This window comes from Streptomyces sp. JLBT605 (genome assembly GCF_058215555.1).
On the sequence record NZ_CM177087.1, the window covers coordinates 4,557,992 to 4,575,212 of the forward strand.

A 17,221-nucleotide genomic window follows, 5' to 3' on the forward strand; every position below is an offset into this window, starting at 1 on the left:
ACAGAGAGGCCCACTCATGAAGACCGTCAACCACTGGATCGGTGGCAAGCACACCGAGGGCGCGTCCGGTCAGTACGGGCCGGTCTACAACCCGGCGACCGGCGCGCAGGACACCCGGGTCGCGCTGGCCTCGGTGGACGAGGTGGACGCCGCCGTCGCCGCGGCCAGGGAGGCGCACCGCACCTGGGGCACGGTGTCGCTGGCCAAGCGCACCGCCGTGCTCTTCAAGTACCGCGAGCTGCTGGACGCGCACCGGGACGAGATCGCCGCGCTGATCACCGCCGAGCACGGCAAGGTGCACTCCGACGCGCTCGGCGAGGTGGCCCGCGGCCTGGAGATCGTGGAGCTGGCCTGCGGCATCCCGCAGAAGCTCAAGGGCGAGCTGTCCGTCGAGGTGGCCGGCGGGGTGGACGTCGCCTCGATCCGCCAGCCGCTCGGCGTGGTGGCCGGCATCACCCCGTTCAACTTCCCGGCCATGGTGCCGATGTGGATGTTCCCGGTCGCCATCGCCTGCGGCAACACCTTCGTCCTCAAGCCCAGCGAGAAGGACCCCTCGGCCGCCATCCGGCTGGCCGAGCTGGCCGCCGAGGCGGGCCTGCCGGACGGTGTGCTCAATGTCGTCAACGGAGACAAGGTCGCCGTCGACCGCCTGCTGGAGCACCCGGACGTCGCCGCGGTCAGCTTCGTCGGCTCCACCCCGATCGCCCGGTACATCCAGACCAAGGCGGTCGAGCACGGCAAGCGCGTGCAGGCCCTCGGCGGCGCCAAGAACCACATGCTGGTGCTGCCCGACGCCGACCTGGACGTCGCCGCGGACAACGCCATCAACGCGGCCTACGGCTCGGCCGGCGAGCGCTGCATGGCGGTGTCGGTGGTGGTCGCGGTCGGCGAGATCGGCGACGACCTGGTGAAGAAGATCGCCGAGCGGGCGGCCAAGCTGCGCATCGGCCCCGGCACCGACCCGGCCTCCGAGATGGGCCCGCTGATCACCCGGGCCCACCGCGACAAGGTCGCCTCCTATGTGCACGGCGCCGCCGCCCAGGGCGCCGAGGTCGTCGTGGACGGCACCGGCTACACGGTGGAGGGTCACCCGGAGTGCGCGGACGGCTTCTTCATCGGCGTCTCGCTGCTCGACCGGGTGGACACCGACTCCGACGCCTACCGCGACGAGATCTTCGGCCCGGTGCTGTGCGTGGTCCGCGCCGAGACGTACGACGAGGCCATCGAGCTGATCAACAGCTCCAGGTGGGGCAACGGCACCGCGATCTTCACCCGGGACGGCGGCGCCGCCCGCCGCTTCCAGCTGGAGGTCGAGGCGGGCATGGTCGGCGTCAACGTCCCGATCCCGGTCCCGGTGGGCTACCACTCCTTCGGCGGCTGGAAGGACTCGCTCTTCGGCGACCACCACATCTACGGCAACGACGGCGTGCACTTCTACACCCGGGGCAAGGTCGTCACCAGCCGCTGGCCGGACCCCAGCGACGGCGGCGGCATCAACCTGGGCTTCCCCCGCAACCACTGAGCCCTGACCGCTCCTCTTCGACCCTCTCCCTCCCCCCGAAGCGACCCCCGTCCGGCCCCCGCCGGGCGGGGGTCGCTCGCCTCACGGCGACCGTCCGGCCGATGCCGGCCGGCCGTCATGCTCAGGACACGCCATCGATACGCCAGGGACATCAAAGCGCGCATATCGATAGAGGCTGGCTATCCTGCCTCGGTGCAACTGCATCAGCTCCGCTATTTCACCGCCGTCGCGGACACCCGGCACTTCACCCGCGCCGCCGAGCTGCTGCATGTCGCCCAGCCCTCCCTCTCCCAGCAGATCCGCACCCTGGAGCGGGAGCTGGGCGCGGACCTCTTCCACCGCGCCCGGGGCAACATCACACTGACCGACGCCGGCGAGGCGCTGCTCCCGCTGGCCCGCCAGATCCTCGCCGACACCGAGACCGCGCATCGCGAGGTCCAGGAGGTGGCCCAGCTGCGGCGTGGCCGGGTCCGGCTGGGGGCGCCGCCCAGCCTGTGCGCCAGCCTGGTCCCCGACGTACTGCGGGCCTTCCACGACCGCTACCCCGGCGTGGAGCTGCTCATCGACGAGGGCGGCTCGCAGGACCTGGTCCGCACCCTGACCGCCGGCGGCCTGGACCTCGCGCTCATCATCACCCCGCTGGCGGGCGGCGCCCCCGCGCTGGCCACCACCGAACTCCTCGGTGAGGACCTGGTCGTGGTCTCCGCGCCCAGCGCACCGCCCCCGGTGCGGCGCGCCCGGATCCGGATCACCGATCTGCGCGACCAGCCGATCGTGATGTTCCGGCGCGGCTACGACCTGCGGGAATTCACCACCACCGCCTGCCAGTCGGCCGGTTTCGAGCCGGTCTTCACGGTGGAGGGCGGCGAGATGGACGCGGTGCTGGGCTTCGTACGCGCCGGACTCGGGCTCGCCGTGGTGCCCGGCATGGTGGCCGCCCGCTCCGGGCTCCGGGTCACCCCGTTCGCGGCCGACGAGGGCATGCGGCGCACCATCGCCGTGGCGCACCGCAAGGACGTCGCCCCGACCCGGGCGGCCCGGGAGCTGCGGAAGGTGCTGCTGGGCCACCTCGGCGCGGGCGACTGAACCGCCGCCGCACGCCTTCGCTCACCGCCGCCTTCACGCGCCTCCCCGATCGGCCGGGGCCCGGCCAGGCGGGCCGGTCAGCCCCAGATCGCGTCGGCCAGCGCCACGCCGCCGAACGCCGCGCCCAGGCCCGCCGCCACGCTGCCCAGCGCGTTCGCCACCCCGAGGAGACCGGCCCCGTCCTCGGCCAGCCGCAGCGTCTCGTAGGAGAAGGTGGAGTAGGTGGTCAACGCCCCGCACAGCCCGGTGCCGAGCAGCAGCTGAAGCCGGGAGGAGGCCGCGCCCGCGCTCGCCGCGCCGGTCAGCACGCCGAGGACCAGGCAGCCCACCACATTGACCAGGAACGTCCCCCAGGGGAAGACGGAGTCGTGCCGGCGCTGCACGGCCCGGTCGGTGAGATATCGCAGCGGCGCCCCGACCATCCCGCCGGCCATGACCAGCAGCCAGTTCACCGGCCGCCCTCGGACTCAGGCACCGGCAGGACCACCTCGACCTCTTCCAGCGTGACCAGTCCGCCGTCCAGGATCTCCGTCAGCTCCGCGAGGAAGGACCGTACCCGCTCCCCGGCGTCCACGATCACCACCGCCACCGGCAGGTCCTCGCTCAGCGACAGCAGCCGTGAGGTGTGGATCCGGGAAGAGGCCCCGAAGCCCTCGATGCCCCGGAAGACGGACGCGCCCGCCAGCCCGGCCCGGTGAGCCCGGTGCACGATCTCGGTGTACAGCGGCCGGTGGTGCCACTGGTCGCTCTCCTCGACGACCACCGTCAGCCGCAGCGCCCGCGTGGGGACCTGCCGGCCCGCCGTCATGACCGCCGCCCCGCGACCAGGCGCCGAGTGGCGCTCGCCGCCAGCCACACCGCCGCCAGCGCCGCGGCCAGGGTGGTGGCGAGGTAGAGCAGCCCGGTGGCTGCCTGGCCCCGGTCGGCCAGCCGCTGGACGTCCACCGCGTAGGTGGAGAAGGTGGTGAAGCCGCCGAGGACGCCGGTGCCGAGGAAGGGGCGCACCAGCGGGTGGGCGGAGCCGGTCTCGGCGATCAGCACCAGCAGGACGCCGATCGCCGCGCATCCGGCGGCGTTGACCGCCAGGGTGGTCCAGGGGAAGGCGCCCGGCGCCGTCGGCCACAGCCGCCCCGCCGCGTACCGTGCCACAGCGCCCGCGCCGCCGCCGATCGCCACCGCGATCACCACCTGTGTCTGCGCCGTCCTCATGCCATCCTCGCCGCGGCGGGGCTACTTGTCGCGGTGGACCGCGGCCTCGGCCATCTCGTGCAGCTGGGCCGCCCACTTTGGGGCAAGCGCGGAGTCCACCGCTTCACCGGCGGCCTTCAGCCGCTCGGTGATCACTGCCTCGACCCGGTCGCGGATCCCGGTGCGGATCAGCAGCGCGTGCAGCTCGTCCGGGTCGGTGCCCGGCAGGTCGTCACCGACCAGGGCGCGCACCTCGGGCTCGTCGCTCAGCGCGAAGGACATCAGCAGCGTCATCTTGTGCTGCTTGAAGTCCAGCCGGGCCGGCTTCCCGGTGACCTCGGCGCTGCCGAAGGCGTCCAGCAGGTCGTCGCGGAGCTGGAACGCCTCGCCGACCGCCAGCCCGTACGCCTCGAAGGCCGCCTGGAGCTCCGGGCTGCCGCCGGCCAGCGCGGCGCCGAGCGCCAGCGGCCGGGAGACCGTGTAGCGGCCGGACTTGAACAGCGCGATCCAGCGGGCGAGGGCGACGTCCGGCTGGAAGCGGGCCGCGGCGCGGACATCGAGGAACTGCCCCACCATCAGCTCGGTGGACAGCTCACCCCAGATCCGCCGGCCCGCCTCGGAGCACCCGGCCAGCAGCCGCTCCGCGTAGACCAGCGCGAGGTTGCCGGCCAGCACCGCGACGCTCTCGCCGTACCGCCTCGCCTCGCCGTGCCAGCCCCGCTCGGTGTGCAGCGTGGCGTGCCGGATGTGCGCGGTCGGCTCGTTGCGGCGCAGCTCGGAAGCGTCGAAGACATCGTCGTGCAGCAGCGCCGAGGTGTGCAGCAGCTCCAGCGCGGCGGCCGCGTCCACGGCCATCGCGGAATCCGGGTCGCCGCCCGCCGCCAGATACGCGGCGATGCAGAAGGAGGGGCGCAGCCGCTTGCCGCCGCTGGCCACCATCGTGGCCACGCAGTCCACCAGCTCCACCGCGTCCGGGTTCAGCCCGGCCCACACCTTCCGCTCCTCGGCGAGGAAGTCGGCGAGCCGCGCCTCCACCCGGACCAGCATGGCGGCCCGCTGTTCGCTCGGGGCGCCCGCGGCCACGCCCGCGGCGGTGGCGGTCGGCCGGTGCTCGGTGTCGATCAACGCACACTCCCTGGCATGGAGAAGGCGACGCCCGCTCGGCGTCGGCGCCCCGGAACCCGGTGCTGGATCTTTAGGCCCCGGGATGACGCCGACCAGCATAAGCCGTCCGTGACCAGCCGCTGACTCAAGATCACTGGAGCCGGCCGGCGCGCCTCGCCATGCCACGACACCGGGTCCGCCCCTCCTCGAAGACCAAGGGGCGGACCCGGTGGGGAGACGAGCAGCGGTCAGCGCTTGACCTTCACGGTGGCCCGCAGGAACTCCTTGTTCATCGAGGTGATGGAGGACAGCGGAATGCCCTTGGGGCACGCCGTGGCGCACTCACCGGTGAGGGTGCAGCCGCCGAAGCCCTCCGCGTCCATCTGCGCGACCATGTCCAGCACCCGGGTCTCCCGCTCCGGGGCACCCTGCGGCAGCACGTTGAGATGGTTGATCTTCGCCGAGGTGAAGAGCATCGCCGCCCCGTTGGGGCAGGCCGCCACACACGCGCCGCAGCCGATGCACTCGGCGTGCTCGAAGGCGAAGTCCGCGTCCGGCTTGGGCACCGGCGTGGCGTGCGCCTCGGGCGCCGAGCCGGTGGGCGCGGAGATGTAACCGCCCGCCTGGATGATCCGGTCGAACGCGGTCCGGTCGACCACCAGGTCCTTGATCACCGGGAACGCGGAGGCCCGCCACGGCTCGACGTCGATGGTGTCGCCGTCCTTGAAGGACCGCATGTGGAGCTGGCAGGTCGTGGTGCGCTCCGGGCCGTGCGCGTCGCCGTTGATGACCAGGCTGCACGCGCCGCAGATGCCCTCACGGCAGTCGTGGTCGAAGGCGACCGGGTCCTCGCCCTTGAGGATGAGCTCCTCGTTGAGGGTGTCGAGCATCTCCAGGAAGGACATGTCCGGAGAGATGCCGTCGACCTCGTAGACGGCCATGGCGCCGGGTGCGTCGGCGTTGCTCTGCCGCCAGACGCGTACGTTGATGGACATCGGGGGTACGGGGGTCGCCCCCCGGGAGACTGCAGTCATGCGTAGCTCCGCTGAGTGGGGTGGACGTACTCGAAGATCAGCTGCTCCTTGTGGAGCACGGGGGCGTCGCCGGTGCCGGTGAACTCCCAGGCGGCCGCGTACGAGAACTCCTCGTCCTTGCGGGCCGCCTCGCCCTCCGGCGTCTGGGACTCCTCGCGGAAGTGCCCGCCGCAGGACTCGCTGCGGTGCAGCGCGTCGAGGCACATCAGCTCGGCGAGCTCCAGGTAGTCCACGATCCGGTTGGCCTTCTCCAGCGACTGGTTGAACTCCTCGCCGGTGCCCGGCACCTTGATCCGGCGCCAGAACTCCTCGCGGATCTGCGGGATCCGCTCCAGCGCCTTGCGCAAGCCCTCATCGGTGCGCGCCATACCGCAGAACTCCCACACCAGCTCGCCGATCTCCCGGTGGAAGGAGTCGGGGGTGCGGTCGCCGTCGACCGCGAGCAGCCTGGCCAGGCGCTCCTCGGTCTCGCGCAGCGCCTCGACGGCCGCCGGGTGGGAGGCGTCGACCTCGTCCTTGCGCGGATGGCGCGCCAGGTAGTCGTTGATCGTGGACGGCAGCACGAAGTAGCCGTCGGCCAGGCCCTGCATCAGCGCGGAGGCGCCGAGCCGGTTCGCGCCGTGATCGGAGAAGTTGGCCTCGCCGATGGCGAACAGGCCGGGGATGGTGGTCTGGAGGTCGTAGTCGACCCACAGCCCGCCCATCGTGTAGTGGATCGCCGGGTAGATGCGCATCGGCACCTCGTACGGGTTCTCCGCCGTGATGCGCTCGTACATGTCGAAGAGGTTGCCGTACTTCTCGGCGACCTTCTCCTTGCCCATCCGCCGGATGGCGTCGGCGAAGTCCAGGTAGACGCCCTGACCGCCGGGGCCCACGCCCCGCCCCTCGTCGCAGACGTTCTTCGCGGCGCGGGAGGCGATGTCCCGGGGCACCAGGTTGCCGAACGAGGGGTAGATGCGCTCCAGGTAGTAGTCGCGCTCGTCCTCCGGGATCTGCGCCGGCGGCCGGGTGTCGCCCTTGGCCTTGGGCACCCAGATCCGCCCGTCGTTGCGCAGCGACTCACTCATCAGCGTCAGCTTCGACTGGTGGTCGCCGGAGCGCGGGATGCAGGTCGGGTGGATCTGCGTGAAGCAGGGGTTGGCGAAGTACGCGCCCCGACGGTGCGCCCGCCATATCGCGGTCGCGTTGGAGTTCATGGCGTTGGTCGACAGGTAGAAGACGTTGCCGTAGCCGCCGCTGGCCAGCACCACGGCGTCCGCGAAGTACGTGGAGATCTGGCCGGTGACCAGGTCCCGGGCCACGATGCCGCGGGCCCGCCCGTCCACGACGATCAGATCCAGCATCTCGGTGCGCGCGTGCAGCTCCACATTGCCCGCCGCGATCTGCCGGGACAGCGCCTGGTAGGCGCCGAGCAGCAGCTGCTGGCCCGTCTGGCCCCGGGCGTAGAAGGTGCGGGAGACCTGGACGCCACCGAAGGACCGGGTGTCCAGCAGGCCGCCGTACTCACGGGCGAACGGCACACCCTGCGCCACGCACTGGTCGATGATCTCGACCGAGATCTGCGCCAGCCGGTGCACGTTGGACTCGCGGGCGCGGAAGTCGCCGCCCTTGACGGTGTCGTAGAAGAGGCGGTGGATCGAGTCGCCGTCGTTGCGGTAGTTCTTCGCGGCGTTGATACCGCCCTGCGCGGCGATGGAGTGGGCCCGGCGCGGGGAGTCCTGGTAGCAGAACTGCACGACGTGGTAGCCCTGCTCGGCCAGCGTGGCGCCGGCCGCGCCGCCGGCCAGACCGGTGCCCACCACGATCACGGTGTGCTTGCGGCGGTTGGCCGGGTTGACCAGCTTGGCCTCGAAGCGCCGGGTGTCCCAGCGCTCGTGGATCGGCCCGGCGGGGGCCTTGGTGTCGGCGATCGGCGCGCCGGTGGTGTAGTCGGGGTACGCGGTCATGGTCAGTCAACCAATCCGGTCATGACGCCCACGGGGACGGAGATGAAGCCCGCGGTCAGCACCAGCGCGAGCAGGTTGGCGATGGCCTTCAGGGCGCGGTCACGGCTCCGGCTGCCGGCGCCCAGGGTCTGGGCGGCGCTCCAGAAGCCGTGCCGGACGTGCAGGCCCACGGCGAGCATGGCCGTGATGTAGATGACGTTGCCGTACCAGGTGGAGAAGGTGTCCACCACGTTCTCGTACGGGTGGCCCTCCTGGAAGCCGCCGCTGTGCACGTCGCCCGTGGTCAGGTCCAGCACGTGCCAGATGACGAACAGCGCCAGGATCACCCCGCCCCAGCGCATGGTGCGGGTCGCGTAGCTGGCGCGCGCCTTGTTGTGGACGTACTTCTGCGGCCGGGCCTTGATGTCTCGCTTGCTCAGCTGGTACGCGGAGACGGCGTGCAGGACCACGGCGGCGAGCAGCACCACGCGGACCATCCACAGGGCCCACTTGTAGTGCAGGAAGGGCTCGCCCATGGTGCGCAGCCAGTGCCCGTACTCGTTGAACTCCCCGGCTCCGAAGAAGATCTTGAGGTTCCCCAGCACGTGGGCGCAGAGATACCCCAGCATGATCAGGCCGCTGACGGCCATCACAGCCTTCTTGCCGACGGTCGAGTCCCAGAAATTACGCACCATCGACGGCCGTCGGTCCGTCCGCGTTGCCAATGCCATGAACACGACGGTAGAGCCGGGATTATCAAAAGATCCAAGATATGAAACGGATCATCTCGATAGTCAGCCCCTATCGTCGCGGCTCGGCGCCCGTGCGGTGGGCGTGGCCACGGCGGGGTCGAGGCCGGTGCGCGGGCGGTGCGCGGCCGGTGTGCGGGCAGCCACCGGTGCCTTGGCTCGACTCGCAGTCGAGCACACGCAGGCATACCTGTAATCACGACATCGGGGTCAGGCATATGACATGCCGCGACCCCGTGTCCCCCGGCTTCGTGACACGAAACGTCCGATATCGCACGGCGCGACCCGCACGGCGAGTGACGACGACCACTGAACGACGAGGACAGGAAGCATGATGAACTCTCCGGACGCCGACGGCCGCGTCCTGCACGCGATGCGGGCGGCCGGCCGGCTGGGCCCCGACCGATTGCCCGAGGGACTGCCCGACCAACTGACCGATGGACTGACCGACGACGGACTGCCCGACCGGCAGGTCGCAGGCGCGCCGGGCGTCCCCACCCCGCGCGCCGAGCCGCGCCACCCCCGCCCGGCGCGCGCGCCGCGCGGGGAGGCGCACGCGCTCACCCCCGAGGGCGCCGAGCGCGCCACCGCACTGCTGACCGGCGGACCGGCGCGGCTCAACGGCCCCGGGCGCGCCGCCCTGGCCGAGGTGCTCGCCACCCTCGAAGCCCACGACAGCGCGCTGAAGCGGCTGGTGACCGGCGGTCAGACCGGCACCCAGGACACGGTGGGCGGGCAGGGGCTCCACCACCCCTGACCCCCGTCCTGGCTCAGGCGACCCCCACCCGGCAGCGGCGCCGGGCACCGTGAACCTGGATGGCGGAGGCACACATCTCATGATCAGTAGTCATAAGGCGATATGCGTCATCGGCGCAGGACCCCGGGGCCTATCCGTACTGGAGCGGCTGTGCGCGAACGAGCGGGCGGGCGGAGCACACTCCGCGGTGACGGTCCATATGGTGGATCCGTGCGAGCCGGGAGCGGGCGCCGTATGGCGCCCCGATCAGTCCCGCCATCTGCTGATGAACACCGTGGCATCGCAGATCACCGCCTTCACCGACCACAGCTGCTCGATCGAGGGCCCCATCGAGCCGGGACCGAGCCTGTACGAATGGGCCGCCGGCCTGACCGGCCCGGGCGCCGAGACCTCTGACGACGCGACCCCGTGCGCCTTCGACGACCAGACCCTGGCCGAGGCGCGAGCACTGGGCCCCGACACCTACCCCACCCGCGCCCTGTACGGGACGTACCTGAGCGCGATGTTCCAGCGGGTGGTGAGCCGGGCGCCGCGGCACGTCACCGTGGAGGTGCACCGGACGCGCGCCGTCGCCCTCACGGACGGTCCGAGCAACCCGGGCGGCCAGGGCCGGCGGACCGGACAGGGCATGCCCCGGACCGTGCTGGACCCGACCGACCTCAAGGGCCTGGACGACCTGGACGACCTCAGCGACCTGCCGCAGAGCGTGTGGCTGGAGGACGGCAGCTGGCTCTGCGACCTCGACGCCGTCGTCCTGGCGCAGGGCCATGTGCCGGTCCGGCCGCTGCCGCGCGAGCAGCTGACGGCCCATCTGGCCCGGATCCACGGCCTCACCTACATCAGCCCGGCGAGCCCCGCCGATCTGGACCTGAGCGGCATCCGGCCGGGCGAGCCGGTGCTGCTGCGCGGTCTCGGCCTGAGCTTCTTCGACTTCATGGTGCTGCTGACGGCCGGTCGGGGCGGCACGTTCGTCCGCGAGGACCGAGAAGACGGAGCAGGGCGAGAAGGCGGAGAAGCGCGAGAAGGGGCGGAAGGGGCAGGGGAGGGGGAGGGCCGGCTGGTGTACCGGCCCTCGGGCCAGGAGCCGAAGCTGTACGCGACCTCCCGCCGCGGCATCCCGTACCACGCGCGGGGCAAGAACGAGAAGGGCGTCTCCGAGCGGCACCAACCCCGGCTGCTCACCCCGGAGCTCATCGACGAGCTGCGGGAGCGCACCGAGAAGGGCGAACCGGTCCGCTTCCTGGAGGAGCTGTGGCCGCTGATCGCCGCCGAGGTGGAGAGCGTCTACTACGCCACCTGGCTGCGCGCCCGCGGCCTGGACACCGGACGGCCGGAGTTCGCCGAGCGCTATGTGACCGCCGCGGACGCCACCGGGCGGCAGGCGCTGCTGGACGAGTACGGCATCGACCCCGCCGAGCGGTGGGACTGGGAGCGGCTCTCCCGGCCGTACGCCGGGCGGGAGTTCGCCGACCGGGAGGAGTTCCGGGCCTGGCTGCTGGAGTACCTCGCCCGGGACGTCGAAGAGGCCGATGCCGGTAACGTCAGCGGCCCGTTGAAGGCCGCCCTGGACGTCCTCCGCGACCTGCGCAACGAGATACGGCTGGTGGTCGACCACTCCGGCCTGGAGGGCGGCTCCTACCGGGACGAGCTCTCTGGCTGGTACACCCCGCTCAACGCCTACCTCTCCATTGGTCCGCCCGCCTCCCGCATCGAGGAGATGATCGCGCTCATCGAGGCCGGCGTCCTGGAACTGACCGGCCCCGGAACGGAGATCCGCGTCGATACCGGCGAAGGTCCCGAAGACGGCACCGATTCCGGCCAGATCCTGGGCACGCCCCCCGGAACCGCGCCGGCCACGGCCGCCGGCACGGGCTCGGCCGCCGGCACGGCCACGGCCGCCGGTGACGGGCTCGGCTCCGGCGACAGGCGGGGCTCCGGCGCGGCTGCCGGGACCGGCGGCGGGCCGGGCTCGGGCCCGGGCACGGGGGCCGGCCCCCGTGCCGGCGACGGGCGCCGCCGTCCGGCGTTCGTGGCCCGGTCCAGCACGGTGCCCGGCCCGCCCATCCGCTGCACCGCACTCATCGAGGCGCGGCTGCACGAGCCGGACCTGCGCCGCGCGGCCGACCCGCTGCTGCTGCAGATGCTGAGCACCGGCCAGGCCTCCCTCTACCGCATACCGGAAGCGGACGGCACGAGCTACGAGACCGGCGGTCTCGCCGTCACCGGCCGTCCCTACCGGATCGTGGACGCGCGGGGCCACGCCCATCCGCGCCGCTTCGCCTACGGCGTGCCGACCGAGTCGGTGCACTGGGTGACCGCGGCCGGTACCCGCCCCGGCGTCGACTCGGTCACCACCGGGGACTCGGACGCCATCGCCCGGGCGGTCCTCGATCTGCCGCCCCGCACCGGCGCCCTGGCCGGCTCGCCAACCGTCTCCCTGGGAGTGATCGTATGACCGACCGCGTCGGAAACCCCGGAGCCGGCGCCCCGGTGGACGCCGGCCTGCTCTCACCTGTCCGGGCCGGCACCCCCGTCGAGCGGGTGGTCGACGACACCGCGTGGCTGCAGGCGATGCTCGACGCCGAGGCCGCGCTGGCCCGGGCGCAGGCGGGCCTGGGAACCCTGCCGCCGCGGGCCGCCGAGACCATCACGGCCGCCGCGCGGGCCGAGCGGCTCGACCTGACCGTCCTGGCGGTGGCCGCCCGGGAGTCGGCCAACCCGGTGGTGGCGATGGTGCGGATGCTCACCGAGGTGGTGGCGGAGGACGACCCGCAGGCGGCGGAGTACGTGCACCGCGGCTCCACCAGCCAGGACATCTTCGACACCGCCGCGATGCTGGTCTCCGCCCGGGCGCTGCGACTGATCCGCGCGGACCTGGCCGCCACGGCGGCCGCCCTCGCGGCGCTCGCCGCCGAGCACCGCGACACCGTGATGGTGGGCCGCACCCTCGCCCTGCACGCGGTGCCGACCACCTTCGGCCTGAAGGCCGCGGGCTGGCGGCAGTTGGTGCTGGACGCCGAGGCGCGGCTGGCGCGGGTGGCGGAGACCGGGCTGCCGGTCTCCCTCGGCGGCGCGGCCGGCACCCTCGCCGGGTACCTGGAGTACGCCCGGATCGACGCCCCCGGCTCGGACGCCGACCCGCTCGCCGACTACCCGACCCGGCTGGCCGAGGCGTTCGCCGCCGAGACCGGCCTGGCCCGGCCTGCCCTGCCCTGGCACGCGCTGCGCACCCCGATCGCCGACCTCGCCGCGGCGCTGGCCTTCACCGCCGGAGCCCTCGGCAAGATCGCGGTTGATGTGCAGACCCTGGCCAGGACCGAGATCGGGGAGCTCGCCGAGCCCGCGGTCGCCGGACGGGGCAGCTCCTCCGCCATGCCGCACAAACGCAATCCGGTCCTGGCGACCCTCATCCGCAGCGCGGCCCTCCAGGTCCCGGCCCTGGCCGGGAGCCTGACCCAGCTGCTGGTCACCGAGGACGAGCGGTCGGCCGGCACCTGGCACGCCGAGTGGCAGCCGCTGCGCGAATGCCTGCGTCTGACCGGCGGCGCCGCGCACACCATGGTGGAACTCGCCGCCGGGTTGGAGGTGCGGCCCGAGCGGATGCGCGGCAACCTGGCCCTCACCGGCAGCCAGATCGTGTCGGAGCGGATCACCGCCGTACTCGCCCCCCGGCTGGGCAAACTCACCGCCAAGCGGGTGCTCACCGAGGCATCGCTGAGGACCGAACAGACCGGCAAACCGCTGGCCGAGACCCTCTCCGAAGCCCCCGAGGCGGCAGGAGCCTTCACCGCCGAGGAACTCTCCGCCCTCTGCGATCCGGCCCACTACACCGGTGCCGCCCGGACGCTGGTCGACCAGGCGACAAGCGTCCGCCCCTGACGTGGCCGACCCTGGCCGTCTGCCGGACAGCGCGGGACAGCCCTGGGAACCCCCGGGGCTGTCCGCCGCGCCTACCGCCTCGTTTTCCGGTCGAACAACACCGTCGCCAGTGTGGGCGCCATGCCCGCCCAGAACAGCACCTGCGGAACGGTGCGCTCCGTCCAGGGCACCTGCGAGATCAGCAGGGCGCAGCACATGGCCCAGGCCGCCTGGGCGAGCACGATGCGGGCCCAGCGGTCGCGACGCACCAGCGACCACACGTTGAGCCGCACTCCGGTGCGCAGCTTCCGGTAGCGGCGCCAGGCGCCGAAGGCCCACAGCGCCGACATGGGGACGAGGGCCCACAGGCGCTGCCCCAGGGACACCGGCAGATCTCGCTGCGTCTCCCCCTCGACGGCGAAGAGGTCGATCATGACCCCGGCGGCCGCCACGCAGATCAGGGCCAGCCAGCGGATGCCGCGCAGCAGCCGGTAGGTGGCCTGGTCGAGGTCGCGCCGCAGCTCCCGGCTGTCGGGGTCGGCGGCGAGCGCGTCCGCGTACAGCTCGGCGGCCTCCGCGGCCCGGACGCCGGGGGCGTCGGCCGCCTTCTTGGTGTACCGGGCCAGGGCGGCCGGGTGGTTGGGGTCGAGTCGGAGGATGGAGCGGTCCAGCATGTCGGCGACGGTCCGGTTGCCGGCCAGGTCGGCGATCATCCACGCCACCTCGTACGCCACCAGCTCCTCGGGGCCCAGCCGCAGCGCCTCCTGGACGATGTCGGCCGGCTCCCGCAGGAGGTGGTCGAGGACATGGCGGTTCATCTGGCCGCCGTTGGCCTGGCCGTGGCGCACCAGGCGGGCGCGGCAGACGAGGTCGGCGAGGATCGCGTAGCCGTACCAGTCGTCGGGGTACAGCCGCACCAGTTCCCGCAGGGTCGCCTCCGCCTCCTCGAACCGGCCGCCCACGTGGCGCAGCGAGCGCCCGCGCAGGATGAGCGCCTGCCGGTCCTCGGGGTCCAGCTTGAGCGCCGTGTCGGCGGCGTCGAGCGCCTCCGGGTAGCGGTCGGCGTTGAAGTGGCAGCGGGCCAGCGCGCCCCAGGCGCGGACCTCGTCCGGCTCCTCGGCCAGACGCTGCCCGAGCATGGCCGCGGCCTCGTCGTACCGGCCCAGATCGATGAGCGCGTGAGCCCGCTCCACGGCCGCGGACATCGTGCTCACAGCTTCCGCTTCTTCTTCAGGTAGGTCACGAGGTCGTCGTACATCCCGCCCTCGTTGGCGAACATGGCCACATTGCGGGCGGCGGCGAACCACGGCTCGGTGGACGGCACGATCGTCTTCGCCGCGGCCAGCAGGTCCCTCATGCCGATCATGCGGACGGTGCCGGTGCGCGCCGAGTCCAGCAGGGCCATCTCGGCCGCGGACTCGCACACATGGGCCAGGTCGGCCCCCGAGAGGCCGTCGGTGACCTTGGCGAGCTTGGCCAGGTCGACGTTCTCGATGGGGCGGTCCCGCAGGTGGTAGCGGAGGATGGCCTCCCGCGCGGGGGCGTCCGGCGGCAGCACCAGGAGGGTGCGGTCCAGACGGCCGGGGCGGCGCAGGGCGATGTCCACGTCCCAGGGCACGTTGGTGGCCGCCAGGACGAAGACGCCCTCGTTGGCCGCCGCGTCGATGCCGTCCAGCTCGGTCAGCAACTGGTTGACGGTGTTGCGCATGCCGCTGCTCTGGGTGCGGCTGCGCTTGCCGCCGAGCGCGTCCAGTTCGTCGAGGAAGACCACGCAGGGTGCCTGGCGGCGGGCGGTGGCGAAGATCTCGTGCATGTTGCGCTCGGAGTTGCCGATCCACATGTCCAGCACGTCGTTGACCGACACCGACAGGAAGCTCGCGCCGAGTTCACCGGCGACGGCCCGGGCGATGAAGGTCTTGCCGCAGCCGGGCGGCCCGTACAGCAGCAGTCCGCCGCGCAGGCTCTTGCCGTACAGCCGGCGCAGTTCCGGGTTGCGCATCGGCGCCAGGAACGCGGCCTCCAGGCGGTCCTTGACCTCCCGCATACCGCCGACGTCCGCCAGCCGCACGGTGCCGGGCGCGTCCACCTCCCAGGCGGCGGCCTCCCCCGGATCCCCGCTGCCGTCCACGGTGAGCGGGGCCTCCACGTACCGCGGCGGAACGACATCGCCGACCTGGTTCTCGGCGGCCTGCCAGTCGAAGCCGGCGCGTGGAGCGTGAGGCGGTGCCTCAGCACCCGTGCATTCGGCGCCCGGGGCTTCAGCGGCCGGGGACTCGGCGGCCGGGGATCCAGTGCCCGGGGACTGGATCCCCGTGGGTTCGGCGGCCGGCGCCGTGCTCGGCTGCCGGGGCTGCGACGGGGCCTCCGTCGGCGCCCCTGTCGACGCCCCCGCCGGTGCCGTCATCGCACGGACCATCAGCTCCCGCGCCCCCGCGTCACCGGGCGCGTGCTGGAGGGCGGCGGCCACCTCCGCGACGGCCGCGTCCTGCCGCCCCTCCTTGAGAAGGAGTTCCGCCAGGTGCAGCCGCAAGGGCACGTCACCGGGGGCCGCCGCGACGGCGGTACGCAAGCTCTGTATCAGGGGCGGGTCCTCCGACATGGGCCACACTGTACGGAGGTGATGATCGCGACCGGCCGTCACCCCTTGTGCCCGGCGCCCTCCGGCGCTCCCGCCCCCACCGCGGCCGACCCGGCCCTCACACCGGCTCCACGCCGAAGCCCGCCAGTCCGCCCTGACCGGCAAAGACCGCACGCCGCCGCAACTGGTCGGTCCGCCCCGCCCTCGGTACGGGCTGGGCGCCGGTCACCACGAACGCCGACGGGCCCGGTGCCGACCTGCTCGGCGCCGGACCCGCCGGAGAGCGCCTATTCCTCGTTGAGCGGTCGTACGAACTCCAGGGTCCACGTCTCCTGGAACTCCGGCTTGGGCGGTACGAGTTCGAGCTGTGCGCCGCGGTGTCCGGCGCGCAGAGCGAGCCCCTTGTCCGACAGGAGCTTGAGCCCGCCGATGACGCGTTCGAAGGTGAACCTTGCCCATTCGGGGCGCGGAATGCTGTTGACCCAGAGCTTGTCCTCGTGGGTCACAAGTCCGGCCTCTTCGTGCGCGGCGAGGCGGATCACATAGGGCGCCCCCGGCTCGGGTTCCGCCGGCTCGATGATCCATTCCTGTTCGATCGGGAGGGGGTTGAGACGGTCGGTGATGACCGGGGCGCCGTACTTGAGGGCGTGCTCAGTGGCCGTCAGTAGGGACGATGGGCCGATGATGTGGGCGTGGATCTTGTAGATGCCAGGCTTTACCGGGATCGGAGGCACGTGTGGGGATTCCTCTCTCGCGGTCCACTTTCACCGACGGCAGGGCGCCATCAGCGCATGTCCCACCATGAGGGCGTGCTCCGCCCCAGGAAAGGTGCAGATAAGGCCAAGCCCAGTCTGACCAGGACTAATCGTCGATACTTGCGAATCTCGGACGGAATGCCGGGAAGGTTGCATCCGGGGCGCCGCGTATGGCTGTGCCAGCGGCGCACGAAGGGGTGCCGGGGCACAGCGGCGAAGGTCTCGGCCCACTGGGCGGTGTGCCCGGCCCGGCCCTTACACCGGCTCTACGCCGCCCCCGCTAACGTGCCTCTGGCCAGCAAAAAAGCCCTTCCCGAAGGAAGGGCTGGGTGGTGCGCCCCCGGCAGGACTCGAACCTGCGGCCAAGCGCTTAGAAGGTGTGCGAGGTTAAGCGATGTGCTGACCTGCGTCTTTGCTGGTCGCGCCGGACCAATCTAAGGAAAGGCGCTTGGTCTATTTCTCCGCCGGATTTGACGCGATCCCGACCCCAGAATAGGGGACGCCCCGGACGCCCACTTTCAGGGCGCCGGGGCGGCCGGGACGCGGCCCCGCCATCTGGACGGAGCGGAAACCTCGCGCGTGAGGAGAGCCTGCCGCGCCCCGCTCGTGAACCGTTACCGATGAGTAGGAAACTGGTTCACCACTGACATGACGGATGCGGGGCA

The 17,221-nt window shown here is 72.3% G+C and carries 15 protein-coding genes; 5 read left to right on the forward strand and 10 right to left on the reverse strand.

The window, feature by feature from the left end; genetic code table 11:
- Positions 1–16: 16 nt before the first annotated feature.
- Together AC4BDD_RS19780 and AC4BDD_RS19785 are read left to right on the forward strand one after the other, a co-directional pair.
- Positions 17–1,522: a CoA-acylating methylmalonate-semialdehyde dehydrogenase gene (locus tag AC4BDD_RS19780; RefSeq protein WP_490686784.1), complete on the forward strand. Its 1,506-nt coding sequence runs from the start codon at positions 17–19 to the stop codon at positions 1,520–1,522.
- Between the two features lie 192 nt (positions 1,523–1,714).
- Positions 1,715–2,608 carry a LysR family transcriptional regulator gene (locus AC4BDD_RS19785; RefSeq protein WP_490686785.1) on the forward strand — a complete coding sequence of 298 codons (894 nt, stop codon included), beginning with the start codon at positions 1,715–1,717 and terminating at the stop codon, positions 2,606–2,608.
- Between the two features lie 77 nt (positions 2,609–2,685).
- Here the strand turns inward: AC4BDD_RS19785 and crcB (AC4BDD_RS19790) are convergent, their stop codons facing one another.
- From crcB (AC4BDD_RS19790) to AC4BDD_RS19820, 7 genes are all read right to left on the reverse strand, one after another.
- Complete coding sequence (crcB, locus tag AC4BDD_RS19790; RefSeq protein WP_490686786.1) at positions 2,686–3,060, reverse strand: fluoride efflux transporter CrcB; 375 nt, start codon at positions 3,058–3,060, stop codon at positions 2,686–2,688.
- Positions 3,057–3,416, reverse strand: a complete 360-nt coding sequence (locus tag AC4BDD_RS19795) for a DUF190 domain-containing protein (RefSeq protein ID WP_490686787.1) — start codon at positions 3,414–3,416, stop codon at positions 3,057–3,059. The genes crcB (AC4BDD_RS19790) and AC4BDD_RS19795 overlap by 4 nt, the downstream gene beginning before the upstream one ends.
- Positions 3,413–3,817 (reverse strand): fluoride efflux transporter CrcB, encoded by a 405-nt coding sequence (gene crcB / locus AC4BDD_RS19800; protein WP_490686788.1) that lies wholly within the window; start codon positions 3,815–3,817, stop codon positions 3,413–3,415. The genes AC4BDD_RS19795 and crcB (AC4BDD_RS19800) overlap by 4 nt, the downstream gene beginning before the upstream one ends.
- A 21-nt stretch (positions 3,818–3,838) precedes the next feature.
- The gene (locus tag AC4BDD_RS19805) at positions 3,839–4,921 is read right to left on the reverse strand and encodes a polyprenyl synthetase family protein (RefSeq protein WP_490686789.1); all 1,083 of its coding nucleotides are present in this window, start codon (positions 4,919–4,921) and stop codon (positions 3,839–3,841) included.
- Between the two features lie 227 nt (positions 4,922–5,148).
- Complete coding sequence (locus AC4BDD_RS19810; RefSeq protein WP_490691848.1) at positions 5,149–5,895, reverse strand: succinate dehydrogenase/fumarate reductase iron-sulfur subunit; 747 nt, start codon at positions 5,893–5,895, stop codon at positions 5,149–5,151.
- 35 nt (positions 5,896–5,930) lie between these two features.
- Complete coding sequence (locus AC4BDD_RS19815) at positions 5,931–7,880, reverse strand: fumarate reductase/succinate dehydrogenase flavoprotein subunit (RefSeq protein ID WP_490686790.1); 1,950 nt, start codon at positions 7,878–7,880, stop codon at positions 5,931–5,933.
- 2 nt (positions 7,881–7,882) lie between these two features.
- On the reverse strand, positions 7,883–8,590 hold the full coding sequence (locus AC4BDD_RS19820) for a succinate dehydrogenase (RefSeq protein ID WP_490686791.1): 708 nt from the start codon (positions 8,588–8,590) through the stop codon (positions 7,883–7,885).
- Positions 8,591–8,939: 349 nt separating this feature from the next.
- Here AC4BDD_RS19820 and AC4BDD_RS19825 point away from each other — a divergent pair, with 349 nt between their 5' ends.
- The 3 genes from AC4BDD_RS19825 to AC4BDD_RS19835 all read left to right on the forward strand — a co-directional run bounded on the left by AC4BDD_RS19825 (position 8,940) and on the right by AC4BDD_RS19835 (position 13,244).
- Positions 8,940–9,365 carry a hypothetical protein gene (locus tag AC4BDD_RS19825; RefSeq protein ID WP_490686792.1) on the forward strand — a complete coding sequence of 142 codons (426 nt, stop codon included), beginning with the start codon at positions 8,940–8,942 and terminating at the stop codon, positions 9,363–9,365.
- A gap of 79 nt (positions 9,366–9,444) precedes the next feature.
- Positions 9,445–11,820, forward strand: coding sequence for an FAD/NAD(P)-binding protein (locus AC4BDD_RS19830; RefSeq protein ID WP_490686793.1), 2,376 nt, complete (start codon positions 9,445–9,447; stop codon positions 11,818–11,820).
- A complete protein-coding gene (locus AC4BDD_RS19835) occupies positions 11,817–13,244 on the forward strand; it encodes a nitrosuccinate lyase (RefSeq protein WP_490686794.1) in 1,428 nt (475 codons plus the stop codon). The genes AC4BDD_RS19830 and AC4BDD_RS19835 overlap by 4 nt, the downstream gene beginning before the upstream one ends.
- A gap of 71 nt (positions 13,245–13,315) precedes the next feature.
- Here AC4BDD_RS19835 and AC4BDD_RS19840 read toward each other — a convergent pair whose 3' ends face one another.
- The 3 genes from AC4BDD_RS19840 to AC4BDD_RS19850 all read right to left on the reverse strand — a co-directional run bounded on the left by AC4BDD_RS19840 (position 13,316) and on the right by AC4BDD_RS19850 (position 16,535).
- Positions 13,316–14,428, reverse strand: a complete 1,113-nt coding sequence (locus AC4BDD_RS19840; RefSeq protein ID WP_490691849.1) for a tetratricopeptide repeat protein — start codon at positions 14,426–14,428, stop codon at positions 13,316–13,318.
- Positions 14,429–14,433: 5 nt separating this feature from the next.
- A complete protein-coding gene (locus AC4BDD_RS19845; RefSeq protein WP_490686795.1) occupies positions 14,434–15,822 on the reverse strand; it encodes an ATP-binding protein in 1,389 nt (462 codons plus the stop codon).
- Positions 15,823–16,088: 266 nt separating this feature from the next.
- Positions 16,089–16,535 carry a hypothetical protein gene (locus tag AC4BDD_RS19850; RefSeq protein WP_490686796.1) on the reverse strand — a complete coding sequence of 149 codons (447 nt, stop codon included), beginning with the start codon at positions 16,533–16,535 and terminating at the stop codon, positions 16,089–16,091.
- Between the last annotated feature and the right edge of the window lie 686 nt (positions 16,536–17,221).